Origin of the sequence: Streptomyces cylindrosporus (genome assembly GCF_022698165.1) — a bacterium.
GTDB classification, from domain to species: Bacteria; Actinomycetota; Actinomycetes; order Streptomycetales; family Streptomycetaceae; genus Streptomyces; species Streptomyces cylindrosporus.
Genome location: NZ_JALDAY010000003.1, coordinates 483,221 through 495,640, shown reverse-complemented (window position 1 = coordinate 495,640; position 12,420 = coordinate 483,221). Strand labels below are relative to the sequence as shown.

General features: G+C 70.0%; 9 protein-coding genes. 7 read left to right on the top strand and 2 right to left on the bottom strand.

The window, feature by feature from the left end:
* Window positions 1-272 precede the first annotated feature (272 nt).
* The 3 genes from MQP27_RS11575 (at window position 273) to MQP27_RS11565 (ending at window position 3,939) form a co-directional block, all read left to right on the top strand.
* The gene (locus MQP27_RS11575) at window positions 273-998 is read left to right on the top strand and encodes a response regulator transcription factor (RefSeq protein ID WP_242764620.1); all 726 of its coding nucleotides are present in this window, start codon (window positions 273-275) and stop codon (window positions 996-998) included.
* Entirely contained in the window at window positions 995-2,530 is a 1,536-nt protein-coding gene (locus tag MQP27_RS11570) for a sensor histidine kinase (protein ID WP_242764618.1), read from the top strand. The genes MQP27_RS11575 and MQP27_RS11570 overlap by 4 nt, the downstream gene beginning before the upstream one ends.
* A 950-nt stretch (window positions 2,531-3,480) precedes the next feature.
* Window positions 3,481-3,939: an HD domain-containing protein gene (locus tag MQP27_RS11565; protein WP_242764616.1), complete on the top strand. Its 459-nt coding sequence runs from the start codon at window positions 3,481-3,483 to the stop codon at window positions 3,937-3,939.
* Between the two features lie 6 nt (window positions 3,940-3,945).
* Here MQP27_RS11565 and MQP27_RS11560 read toward each other — a convergent pair whose 3' ends face one another.
* Window positions 3,946-4,482, bottom strand: coding sequence for a Uma2 family endonuclease (locus MQP27_RS11560; protein WP_242764614.1), 537 nt, complete (start codon window positions 4,480-4,482; stop codon window positions 3,946-3,948).
* Between the two features lie 252 nt (window positions 4,483-4,734).
* Here MQP27_RS11560 and MQP27_RS11555 point away from each other — a divergent pair, with 252 nt between their 5' ends.
* Window positions 4,735-5,808, top strand: coding sequence for a lytic polysaccharide monooxygenase (locus MQP27_RS11555; RefSeq protein ID WP_242764612.1), 1,074 nt, complete (start codon window positions 4,735-4,737; stop codon window positions 5,806-5,808).
* Between the two features lie 305 nt (window positions 5,809-6,113).
* Window positions 6,114-9,386: a GH92 family glycosyl hydrolase gene (locus MQP27_RS11550; RefSeq protein WP_242764610.1), complete on the top strand. Its 3,273-nt coding sequence runs from the start codon at window positions 6,114-6,116 to the stop codon at window positions 9,384-9,386.
* On the opposite strand, the gene MQP27_RS11545 is transcribed toward MQP27_RS11550, so the two are convergent.
* Window positions 9,367-10,371 carry an acetylxylan esterase gene (locus MQP27_RS11545; RefSeq protein WP_242764608.1) on the bottom strand — a complete coding sequence of 335 codons (1,005 nt, stop codon included), beginning with the start codon at window positions 10,369-10,371 and terminating at the stop codon, window positions 9,367-9,369. The genes MQP27_RS11550 and MQP27_RS11545 overlap by 20 nt on opposite strands.
* A 204-nt stretch (window positions 10,372-10,575) precedes the next feature.
* On the opposite strand from MQP27_RS11545, the gene MQP27_RS11540 reads away from it, so the two are divergent.
* Window positions 10,576-11,541: an ABC transporter permease gene (locus MQP27_RS11540; protein ID WP_242764606.1), complete on the top strand. Its 966-nt coding sequence runs from the start codon at window positions 10,576-10,578 to the stop codon at window positions 11,539-11,541.
* On the top strand, window positions 11,535-12,407 hold the full coding sequence (locus MQP27_RS11535; protein WP_242764604.1) for a carbohydrate ABC transporter permease: 873 nt from the start codon (window positions 11,535-11,537) through the stop codon (window positions 12,405-12,407). The genes MQP27_RS11540 and MQP27_RS11535 overlap by 7 nt, the downstream gene beginning before the upstream one ends.
* Window positions 12,408-12,420: the final 13 nt, after the last annotated feature.

Sequence of the window (12,420 nt, the reverse complement as noted above, 5' to 3'; positions counted from 1 at the left end):
GGTTCGGTGATCGGCGGTGGCAGCGGGTGCAGCAGGCGGCGCTGGTTCCCGGACCATGCACTGGACTGAGAGCCTGCCCGGCGCAGGACGGCGACGATCCGGCCGACTTGCGCCTGTGAGGCCATCGTGTCTTCGCCTGCCCGTTTCCCGGTTCGCCGGTGGCGCGGCCCTCGTCGTGCCCGAGTCCGCGTCCGTACCGGAAAACGCCAGGTCATCACCCATCCTCAGGTGGAACACAGCATTCCCCCAGCGGACCGGGACAGTATCGAGACATGTCTGGCACCTCCGTGTCCCGCGGCGATCGAGTCCGCGTGCTCATCGTCGACGACGAGCCCGCGCTCACCGAGCTGCTCTCCGTCGCCGTCACCGAGGCCGGCTGGCGGCCCTACCCGGCCGCCGACGGCCACAGCGCGCTGCGGATCGCCCGCGGCTGCGCCCCGCACGCGGTCGTGCTCGACGGCATGCTGCCCGACCTGGACGGCATCCAGGTACTGCGCCGACTGCGGTACGAGAACCCGAAGCTGCCGGTTCTCATGCTCACCGCCCGCGACGCCCTCGAACACCGCATCGAAGGCCTCGACAACGGCGCCGACGACTACGTCACCAAGCCCTTCTCCCTGGAGGAGGTCGTGCTACGGCTGCGCGGCCTGCTGCGCCGGGCCGGCACCGAGCAGCGGCGGGCCGAGGAGTCCGTACACGTCCTCGGCGACCTCGTACTGACCGAGGAGACCCGCGAGGTGCACCGCGCCGGTACGCCGATCCAGCTCACGGCCAAGGAGTTCGACCTGCTCAGCCTGCTCCTGCACCACCCGCGCCAGGTGCTGAGCAAGGCCCAGATCCTCGACCACGTCTGGTCCAGCTCCTTCGACGGCGGCGGCAACCTCGTCGAGGTCTACATCTCCAGCCTGCGCCGGAAGATCGACCGCGGCCGGGCGCCGATGATCCACACCGTGCGCGGCATGGGCTACGCCATCAGACCGACGGGGGAGGGCAGATGAGCCCCCGGACGGGCGGACGCTCCCTGCGCACCCGCCTGTTGCTCTTCATCGGCGTCACGCTCGCCGTCGTCTGCGCGGCGATGGCCGGCACCACGGCGATGGTCCAACGCGCCTATCTGATGGGCGACCTGGACGGCAGGGTCGCCAACGCGGGCCAGCGCAGCCTGGGCGGAGCCGGCATCCACCCGGACGACACGGCCGGCCTGTCCTTCCTCATGGAGACCGGCCAGCCCGTCGGTCTGCTCGCCGCCCGCCTCGACGAGGACGGCTCGATCGTCTCCGCCGCGGTCGTCAGCCAGGACGCCCCGCCGCAGAACCTGACCACCGCCCAGCGCGCCCCCCTCAACGGCATCGCGGCCGACGGGTCCAAGCACACGGTCACCGTCCCCGGCCTCGGCACCTACCGTGTCACCGCCCTCGACTCCAACGGCATCCGGGTCCTGACCGGCCTCCCGATGGACGACGTCCAGCACATGATCAGCGGCCTGGTCATGGTGGAGGCGGGCGTGGCACTGGCCGGCCTGACGATCGCGGGTGTCGTCTGCGCCGTGGTGATACGACGGCAGCTGCGCCCCCTCGGCCGGGTCGCCGCCACCGCGGTCGAGGTCTCCCGGGCCCCGCTGGACCGCGGCGAGGTCACCGCCCTCACCCGCGTCCCCGCGCGGGACACCGACCCGGGCAGCGAGGCCGGGCAGGTGGGTGCCGCGCTGAACCGGATGATCGACCACGTGGAGTCCGCGCTCGCGGAACGCCAGCGCAGCGAGGAGCAGATGCGCCACAGCGAGGAACGCATGCGCCGCTTCCTGGCGGACGCGAGCCACGAACTGCGCACCCCGCTCGCCTCGATCGCGGGCTACGCGGAACTCATGAACCGCGGCACCGACCGCATCGAACCGGTCCTGGCCTGGCGCCGCGTCTCGGCGGAGTCGGCCCGTATGACGGGCCTGGTGGAGGACCTGCTGCTGTTGGCCCGGCTGGACGAGGGCCGCCCGCTGAACTCCGGCGAGGTCGACCTCGCGGCGGTGGTCGCCGAGGCGGTCTGGGACGCCCGGGCGGCGGGCGGCGGCCACGAATGGCACCTTGCCCTCAACCTCGACACGGCCCCCGCGCTGGTCACCGGCGACGAGTCGCGCCTCCACCAGGTGGTGGCCAACCTGTTGGCCAACGCGCGCATGCACACGCCCCCCGGCACGACGGTGGTGGCGGAGGTGGAGACGACCGCGGAGCGGTGCGTGGTCCGGGTACGGGACGACGGGCCGGGCATCCCGGGGGAGTTGCTGCCGAGGGTGTTCGAGCGGTTCACCCGGGCGGACATCTCCCGGGCCCGGGCGGCGGGCAGCGAGGGCGGATCGGGGCTGGGGCTGGCGATCGTGGCGGCGATCGTCGGCGCACACGGCGGGCGGATCGACGTACGGAGCGAACCGGGGCGTACGGAGTTCACCGTGGAACTGCCCGCGGCGCAGGACGGCCCGGCGCCGCCGCACAGGAACACGATGGTGGAGACGCCGCCGCCCAGGGCTGCCATTCTCTGAGCGACGAAAGCGAGGCCGGCCCCAGGAGGGTGTCGGGGACCGGATCCCGTATCCGCTCAGTCGAGGGCGCGCAGGACGCGGCCGTTGACCGGTCCCACGGGAACGCAGGCCCAGCGAGGCGGAGGCGCCGGGGAGGTGCCCCTCGTGCCCCCCGATGTCTCCGGTCCGGTCCAGCAGCCAGCCGAGGCCCGCATGGCTGCCGCCGGGCAGGTTCTCCTGCGGGAGGGAGCGGTGACCGTGCTGCTGGGGACAGGTGGGGGGCGAGGGAGTGGCCCCTCCCTGGTGAGACTGAGGTGAGTGAATGCCGGTCGTTGCTGAGGGGGCGGGTATGCGTGTCCGGTGCGAGGGCGAGGTGGGTGACCCGGCGGATGCCGAGGTGGGCGAGTCTGCGAGCCCGGGGCGACGGCGAGGTGGGCGGGTCTGTGTGTCGGGGCCGGGGCCGCTGCCGGGGGCGAGGTGGGTGACCGGTCGTTGTCGAGGTGAGCGAGTCTGCGAGCCCGGGTCGGCGTCGAGGCGAGAGTGGCCCAGCCGAAGCCGAAGCCGAGGTCCAAGTCCCAGTCCAAGTCCAGGCCGGGGTCGAGGTTGAAGCCGAGGTCAGGTCGAAGCCGAGGTCCAAGTCCAAGCCGAGGCCAAGGTCGAAGCCGAGGTCGAGGCTGAAGTCGAGCCCGAGCCCGAGCCCGAGGTCGAAGCCGAAGCCGAGGCCAAGGTCAAGGTCAAGGTCAAGGCCAAGGTTGAAGCCGAGGGCGAGTCCGGCGTCACCCAGGTCGCCCCCGGCCGACCAGCCCCTCACCCGCCTACCCTGACCCCGTGACGACCCCCGCCCCCCTCCACCACGCCCTCCACGACCCCGGCGACCCACCCCTTTGCCCCCTCCCCGCCCAAGTCGTAGGCCTCCTCCGCGACTTGGACGCCCCACCCGCCTCGCGGCCCACCTCCGACTGGTCCACGACGTGGCGTATCAGCTGCTGGACTGGATGACCCGCGAGCACCCGTCACTCCAACTCGACCACGACGCCGTGCTGTTCGGTGCCGCCACGCACGACATCGGCAAGGCGGTCCACGTCACCGAGCTCTCCGGCCCCGGTTCAGCCCATGAGCCCGCCGGCCGCGACCTGTTGCTGGCCCGCGGCATCGCCCCGGAGCTGGCCCGCTTCGCCGCCACCCACGCCGAGTGGACCCGCCCGGACAACGGCCTCGAAGACCTGCTCGTGTCCGTCGCCGACAAGATCTGGAAGGGCAAACGGGTCCAGGAACTGGAGGACCTGGTGGTCGCACGGCTCGCGACGGCGAGTGGACGGACGGCGTGGGAGGAGTTCCTGGCCTTCGACGACCTGCTCACGACCATCGGCGACGACGCGGAGCGGAGGCTGGCTTTTCAGGCGACGTACCCGGCCCGCCGGGCACGCTGAGACGGATCAGAATTCGAGGAGCGCGTCGAGGTCGATCTCGACAGGGAACGGAACCTCGGTGACGAGCTTGTCGTGATGCACCGGGTGCATCGGAGCGGGGATGTACGAGTGTGTGTCGGCATTGAGCCAGTACTCGTGCACGGCGAGCTTGCCGTCTCGGTCGAGTTCCACGCGCCAGTAGCACGGGACCTTGGCTCCGGCGAAGAGCGCCGGCTTGCTGACGCGGTCGGCTCGGCGGGAGCCGGGGGAGACCACTTCCACGACCATGACGTCGGGTTTGGCGACGTTCCTGTCGTCCACGATGACGCACTGCTCGTTCAAGACCCGATAGGGCTGGGTCCGGGCAGCCTTGAGCGCGCCGGCGATGCCGTCCCGTACCTCGTTGTGCCAGACGTTGGTCTGCCCACGGGCCGCGATCACTCCGTCCACGAGTTCCCAGTCGAAGGGCAGCTCAAGGTGCTTGACCTGGTCGAAGGACCAGCCTTCGGTCGGCGGGAACATCCAGGTGTCCTCGGTGGCCCGTCCCTGCTGGGGTGTGGCCATCACAGCTCCCGCGAACGCCATTACGCCTCGTGATCGTGTGCAACAAGTTTACAAGTGCCCCTCATGCCGCTACCTTCCGCAGAAGGCAGGGTGGGAGCGCTCCCATATGGGGCGGCGGACCGGAACCCGCCGCCCCTTCACGGCGCTCCCACCTCGCCCCACATCCGCACACCCGAAGCCGAACCTGAACCGAACCCGCATCTGCATCCGCATCCGCATCCGCACGGCCGTACCGAAGGAAACCCATCTGTCATGGTCCTGACATGCACGCGCCGACCGGCGCGCCGATTAAGCACCAGAACCCTCTTCCTCGTCCTGGTCTCCCTCCTCGCCACCATCCCCGCCTTCGCCCTCGTCGTCACGGCGGGCGGCAGGGCGGAGGCCCACGGCACCCCGATGAAACCCGGCAGCCGCACGTTCCTCTGCTGGCAGGACGCGCTGACCGACACCGGCGAGATCAAACCCGTCAACCCCGCCTGCAAGGCGGCCCAACAGGTCAGCGGCACAACGCCGTTCTACAACTGGTTCTCCGTGCTGCGCTCCGACGGCGCCGGCCGCACCCGCGGCTTCGTCCCCGACGGAGAACTCTGCAGCGGCGGCAACCCCAACTTCACCGGCTTCAACCTCCCCCGCGACGACTGGCCGTTGACCCACCTCACCTCGGGCGCGACCGTCGACTTCTCCTACAACGCCTGGGCCGCGCACCCGGGTTGGTTCTACGTCTACATCACCAAGGACGGCTTCGACCCGACCAAGACCCTCACCTGGGACGACATGGAGGACACCCCGTTCCTCACCGTCGACCACCCGCCGCTCAACGGCACCCCGGGCACGGTCGAGGCCAACTACTCCTGGACCGGCAAGCTTCCGGCCGGCAAGTCGGGGCGGCACATCATCTACATGGTCTGGCAGCGCTCGGACAGCGCGGAGACCTTCTACTCCTGCTCCGACGTCGTGTTCGACGGCGGCAACGGTGAAGTGACAGGGATTCACGACCCGGGCAACCCGACCGACCCCGTGCCGGGCACCTGCTCCGCCACCCGTAGGACCACGGGCAGTTGGACCGGCGGCTACCAGTCCGAGGTGACCGTCACCAACACCGGCGACGTCCCGATGCTCGGCTGGATGGTCGACTGGACCCTGCCCGCCGGCCAGAAGGTCAACAGCCTCTGGAACGGCAACCCCACCTACAACGGCCAGGACGTCATGGTCCACAACGCCGACTGGAACGGCTCGCTGAGCCCGGGGCAGAGCACGACGTTCGGATACGTCGTCTCGGGCGACGGCGGTGATACGGCAACGACCCTGCCCTGCCAGGTCGGCTGACCGCTGACCGCCGCTCAGGGCGGACCCGGTGGTGGTGTGCAGTCCACCGGGTCCGCGAGCCGGGCAGGCCGGGGGAGTACCTGTCCGGGTGGTGCGGGCTTGTGGTGACGCTGTGGTGCGACAACGTTGTCGAATTGGTCTACACATTACTCTACCGCGTCAAGGGACAACGATGTCAATCCAGTTGGCCCCGCGCGCCACCACCCCGTACGCACCCTTCCGTGGTACCGCTGGCACACGCTACTGTCCCTGCGGCTTGTGCGACCTGTGGTGCGCGACCCGTCCGAAGGAGGAGGGGCCGCGTCATGCGTTTCCGTCCTACGTCCCTGCTGCTCGCCGCCGCGCTCGCGGTCGGCGGCGCCACCCCCGCCCTCGCGGCGACGTCCGCACCCCCCGAGCTGGTCAAGGACCCGACGTCGTACGTCGACCCGCTCATCGGCACCAAGAACGGCGGCAATGTCTTCCCGGGCGCCGTGACCCCGTTCGGCATGCTCTCCTGGAGCCCGGAGAACACCAGAGGCGACGCCACCCGCACCGCCGCGCCCGGCGGTTACCTGCACGACGCCACCCGCATCCGCGGCTTCAGCCTCACCCACATGTCCGGCACCGGCTGCGCGGGCGGCAGCGGTGACATCCCGTTCTTCCCGTACGCCGGTGAGGTCACCTCCTCGCCCGCGAGCGACACCAAGGACGCCGTCTACGCCTCCGACTTCAGCCACGCCGACGAGACCGCCGAGCCCGGCCACTACAAGGTCGGCCTCGCGTCCGGCGTGACCGCGGATCTCACCGCGACACCCCGTACCGGCTCCGCCCGCTTCACCTACCCGGCCGACAAGCCCGCCTCCCTCCTCATCCGCACCGCCAACTCCGAGGTGGGCTCGGCCGATTCGACCGTCACCATCGATCCCGCGACGCGGACTGTGTCAGGGTCCGTCACGTCCGGTGACTTCTGCGGATACCTGGACCCGGAGGGCCAACGCGCCTACTACACCGTCTACTTCACCGCCCGCTTCGATCGCGCCTTCAAGTCCACCGGCACCTGGCAGGACGACAGGCTGACCCCCGGCTCGCGGGAAGCCTCCGGCGGTACCGGTGGCTTCTCCAACGGCGGGCGTCCCGTCGCAGGCAAGGGCGCGGGCGGATACGTCGAGTTCGCGCCCGGCGACGGGCCGGTCAACGTCAAGGTCGGTATCTCGTACGTCAGTCAGGCCGGCGCCGCCGCCAATCTCGCGGCCGAGAACCCGTCGTCCCGCTCCTTCGACGCCGTTCGGGAGGCCGCCGGCCGGGCCTGGCGCGACCGGCTCCGCGCCATCCGCGTCGGCGGCGGCACCGACGCCGAGCGCACCACCTTCTACACCGCGCTGTACCACTCCCTCCTGCACCCCAACGTCATCAGCGACGTCGACCGCAGATACCGCGGCAGCGACGGCAAGGTGCACTCGGTCGCGCGCGGCCACCAGGCCCAGTACGGGACCTTCTCCGGCTGGGACGTCTACCGGGACCAGGTGCAGCTGCTGACGCTGCTCAACCCGCGCACCGGGTCCGACATCGCCCAGTCCCTGTACGAACTCGCCCGGCAGAACGGCGGCATCTGGGACCGCTGGCTGCACGGCGCGAGCGGCACCCACGTCATGAACGGCGACCCCTCGCCGACCGCGCTGGCCGGCATCCGCGCCTTCGGCGGCACGGACTTCGATCTGCACGGCGCACTGGACTCGCTCGTCGAGGCGGCCACCGTACCCACCGCGCAGGACCTGTCCGCCGCCGGCAAGCCCGTGCTCTCGGTCGGCCAACGACCCTCCCTCGACAAGTACTTGAAGCTCCACTACATGCCGTCCGTCTCCAACGCCTGGGGCGGCGCGGCCGAGACCCTGGAGATGTCCGGCGCCGACTTCTCCCTCTCCCAACTCGCCACCGCGGCAGGGGAGAAGGAGACGGCAGCCGCCTTCGCCAAGCGTGCCCAGTGGTGGCAGAACAACTTCAACATCGCCGCCGACCCGACCGGCGGATACATCGCCAACCGCAAGGCCGACGGCAGCTGGGTCACCGGCTTCACCCCGGCCACGGGCAACGGGTTCGTCGAGGGTACGGCCGCCCAGTACACCTGGATGGTCCAGCACAACCCCGCCGGACTGTTCGCCGCGATGGGCGGCACCGACAAGGCGCTCGCCCGCCTCGACTCCTTCTTCCACGACGCCGACGGCGGCTGGGCCTTCACCGGCAGCGGCGGTGACAAGTCGGAGCTGGACAACGAGCCCTCGATCAACGTGCCCTACCTGTACGACTACGCGGGCGCCCCGTACAAGGCGCAGGAGACCGTACGGGCCGCGATGAAGCAGCTGTGGTCCACGCAGCCCGGTGGCATTCCCGGCAACGACGACCTCGGCGCGATGTCCTCCTGGTACGTCTTCTCCGCGCTCGGCATGTATCCGCAGGTGCCGTCCCGAGCCGAACTCGCCCTCGCCTCACCGCTGTTCCCGCGCGTCGAGATCGACCGTCCGGACGGCAACGACATCTCCATCCATGCGAGCGGCGCCGCCGCCGACGCCCCGTACATCACCTCCCTGAAGGTCAACGGCCGTACCAGCGAGCGCCCTTGGCTCCCGGCGTCCCTCGTGCGGGACGGCGGCCGACTCGACTACACGCTCTCCGGCACGCCCGACAAGGCCTGGGGCAGCGACCCCGCCGACGCCCCGCCGTCCTTCCGCCAGGGCGAGCAGCCGTACCAGATCGGTGTCGGGCCGACCACCGCGACGATCGAGCCGGGCGCGAGCACGAAGGTCGGCATCCGCGCGCTGTCGATGAGCGGCGGCACCGGCCCCGAGGTCCGCTTCAAGGTCGAGACGCCAGGCGGTGTCACCGCGACTCCCGCCGAGGGAACGGTCGTCGACGGCTCGCAGGAGATCACACTCGGCGCGGGCAAGGACGCCGAGCAGGGGTTCTACGACGCCAAGGTCACGGTGACCTCCGGCGACACCTCCTACGAGCAGCCCGTCGCCCTCACCGTCGCCGCCCCCGGCACCCTTCTCGCCGCCTACAACAACACCGGCGTCTCCGACGACCAGGGCGAGCACGACGAGGCGGACTACGACGGCGGCGGCTGGAGCTACTCCCGCCAGGCCCTCGCCGCCGCCGGTCTCACCCCGGGCGGCCAGGGGACGGTCGACGGACTGGGCTTCAGCTGGCCCGACTCGCCGAGCGCCCGCCCCGACAACGCCTCGGCCGACGGACAGACCATCCAACTGGCCACTCCCGCAAGCAAGTTGTCCTTCATCGGCAGCGCGGTCAACGGCAACCAGCAGACCAAGGCCACCGTCACCTACACCGACGGCAGCACCGACACGATCGACCTCTCCTTCACCGACTGGACCGTCGGCGGGGGCGGCGGCACCGTCCAGTACGGCAACGAGGTCGTCGCCAGGACCGCGTACCGGAACGTCGCCGGGGCGGACAAGGACCCGGTGGCCACGTACGTCTTCGCCACCAAGCCCTTCGCGGCACCGGACGGCAGGACGATCGCCAGCGTGGAGCTGCCGCGGAACACGGACCTGCACGTGTTCACCCTCGCGACGGGCTGAGCTCCAACACCTCGGCCAGCCAGTCGAGTTGGCGGCGCACATGCACCGCGTCGCCGCCCTCGTGGCCGTTGAAGGGATAGGCGTGGATCTCCTTGCGGGGGTCCACGCCGCTCAGTTCCGCATAGCGGTTGCAGGCCGCGTACGCCCCGCTCGGCGGGCACACGGTGTCCCGCAGGCCCACCCCGAAATGGGCCGGGGCGGCGGCGCGCCGCGCGAAGGAGATGCCCTCCACGTACGACAGCGTGCGGTAGGCGGCCTCCTCCTCGCCCCGGTGCACCGCGAGATACGCGCTGATCTCGCCGTACGGGCTCGCGTCCGTGAGGTCCAGGGCCCGCCGGATCCCGCAGAGGAAGGGTGCGGTGATCAGGGCCGCCGCCAGGTCCGGCACCAACCCCGCGACGGCCAGGGCGAGTCCGCCGCCCTGGCTGTTGCCGACGGCGGCGACGCGCTCTCCGTCCACACCCGGCAGCGCGCGCACCGCCGTCACCGCGCGCACCGCGTCCGTGATCAGCCGCCGGAAGTGGTAGTCGCGCGGGTTCGGCAGGCCCCGTACCGCGGGGCCCGGTCCGCCCGGCGCCGAGGCGTGCGGGTCGGGGGTCGCCCCGCCGTTGCCGTACTGGTCGCCCTGGCCGCGGTTGTCCATCAGCAGATGCGCGTACCCGGCGTTCACCCAGGTCAGCCGCTCGTGCGGAAGCCCGCGCCCGCGGCCGTAACCGGCGTACTCGACGACCGCGGGGAGCGGGTCGCGCACCCCGGCGGGCCTGCTGTACCAGGCGCGCACCGGGTCTTTGGCGAAGCCGCGGAAGGTCACGTCCCAGGTGTCGGTCAGCCGCAGCCCGGTCCGCACCGGGGTCGCCGCCGCCAACACCTCCGCCTGCGCCGCCTCCTTGAGCGTGTCGCGCCAGAACTCGTCGAAATCCGGGGGCTCCTGGACGTCCGGGCGGTACTGCTCGAGCTCCCTGATCGGCAGGTCGAAGGCGGGCACAGGACACCTCGCATGAGTCGGTCGAAACAGTGAAACTTGCGGAGTGGGCCGGGACTTGGTCTCCCGGTTCTACCCCACTCAGGTCTCAGGTATCTCCTGCGCGACCCATTGACAGCGCTTTCTTCCTACCTCTAAGTTGCCGCGAAGTTACCGGTAAGCGCTCGAAAGTTTCGGCCACTTCTCCGCCCCACGGGAGGACCGAGCATGAGCACCACCATCAAGACGGCCTCTCCGCCCGGGACTCAGGACCCGCCGAAGACCACCGGCCGTCCGGCCCGGCGGAGCGGCCGGCGCAGGGACTGGCAGCTGTACTCGCTGGCCGTGCTGCCGCTGCTGTTCTTCCTGGTCTTCCGCTATCTGCCGATGATCGGCAACGTGATCGCCTTCCGCCGCTTCGAGCCGGGTGGCTCGATGTTCGGCGAGGAGTGGGTGGGCCTGCGCTATGTGCGGATGTTCCTCACCGACCCCACCTTCTGGCAGGTGTTCCGCAACACCCTGTGGCTCGGCGGGCTCACCCTCGTCTTCTGCTTCCCGATCCCGATCGTGCTCGCCCTGCTGCTCAACGAGGTGCGCCGGCGCTCGCTCAAGCGGTTCGTGCAGTCGGTGTCGTACCTCCCGCACTTCCTGTCGATCGTGATCGTCGCCGGACTCACCCTGCAGATGCTCGCCACCGACGGCCCGGTCAACCACGCCCTCGGCTGGTTCGGGCACGACCCGATCCGCTTCATCCAGGAACCCGAGTGGTTCCGCACGATCTACGTCGGCTCGGAGATCTGGCAGACCGCGGGCTGGGGCACGATCCTCTACCTCGCCGCGCTCACCACCATCGACGAGGACCTGTACGAGGCCGCGCGCATCGACGGCGCCAACCGCTGGCAGCAGATCTGGCACGTCACCCTGCCCGGCATCCGGCCCACCATGATCACGCTGCTGATCCTCAACGTCGGCACCTTCATGGCCGTCGGCTTCGAGAAGGTACTGCTGCTGTACAACCCGCTGACCTATCCAACGGCTGACGTCATATCAACTTACGTGTACCGAGCGGGTGTCGAGTCCAACAGCTTCAGTTACGCCGCCGCCATCGGGCTGTTCGAGGCGATCATCGGCCTGGTCCTGATCACCTCCGCCAACCAGCTCTCGCGCCGCACGGTGGGGACCAGCCTGTGGTGAGGCCGAGCCGCTCCTACCGGGTCTTCCAGGGCGTCAACGGGGTCGTCCTCACCCTCGTCGTGCTGGTGACGCTGTACCCGTTCGTCAACATCGTGGCGCGGTCCTTCAGCGGGGAACGACAGGTGCGGGCCGGTGAAGTGACCCTGTGGCCCAAGGGGTTCAGCCTCACCACGTACGACATCGTCTTCCACGACTCGATGTTCTGGCGGAACTACGGCAACACCGTCTTCTACACCGTCGTATCGACCGCCGTGGCCATGTTTCTGACGGCCTGTTACGCCTACGTCCTGTCGAAGAAGCACCTCAAGGGCCGCACCGCACTCGTCGGCGTCGCCGTCTTCACCATGTTCTTCACCGGCGGGCTGATCCCCAACTACGTCCTCGTCACCAGCCTCGGCCTGAAGAACACCGTGTGGGCGATCGCCCTCCCGAACGCCATCAGCGTCTTCAACCTGCTGGTGATGAAGGCCTTCTTCGAGAGCCTGCCGACCGAGCTGGAGGAGGCCGCGCAGATCGACGGGCTGAGCACCTACGGCATCCTGCTCAGGATCGTGCTGCCGCTGTCCAAGGCGGTCGTGGCGACAATGGTGCTCTTCTACTCGGTGTCCTTCTGGAACTCCTGGTTCAGCGCCTTCCTGTACATGGACAGCAGCGATCTGATGCCGGTCACGGTCTATCTGCGCAACCTCATCGCGGGCGCCACCGGCGGCGGCAACGCGGGCGCCACCACCGAGCAGCTCAGCCAGGTCGGGGCGACCATCCAGTCCGTCGCCATCGTGCTCACCGCGCTGCCGATCCTCTGCGTGTACCCGTTCGTCCAGCGCTACTTCGTCTCGGGCGTGATGCTCGGCGCGGTCAAGGGCTGATCCCAGCAACTCG

Excerpts from the sequence above, each read along its gene's own strand:
- MQP27_RS11575 (WP_242764620.1), top strand. The coding sequence starts at position 273 with ATGTCTGGCACCTCCGTGTCCCGCGGCGATCGAGTCCGCGTGCTCATC.
- MQP27_RS11570 (WP_242764618.1), top strand. The coding sequence starts at position 995 with ATGAGCCCCCGGACGGGCGGACGCTCCCTGCGCACCCGCCTGTTGCTC.
- MQP27_RS11560 (WP_242764614.1), bottom strand. The coding sequence starts at position 4,482 with ATGGCCACACCCCAGCAGGGACGGGCCACCGAGGACACCTGGATGTTC.
- MQP27_RS11555 (WP_242764612.1), top strand. The coding sequence starts at position 4,735 with ATGGTCCTGACATGCACGCGCCGACCGGCGCGCCGATTAAGCACCAGA.
- MQP27_RS11550 (WP_242764610.1), top strand. The coding sequence starts at position 6,114 with ATGCGTTTCCGTCCTACGTCCCTGCTGCTCGCCGCCGCGCTCGCGGTC.
- MQP27_RS11540 (WP_242764606.1), top strand. The coding sequence starts at position 10,576 with ATGAGCACCACCATCAAGACGGCCTCTCCGCCCGGGACTCAGGACCCG.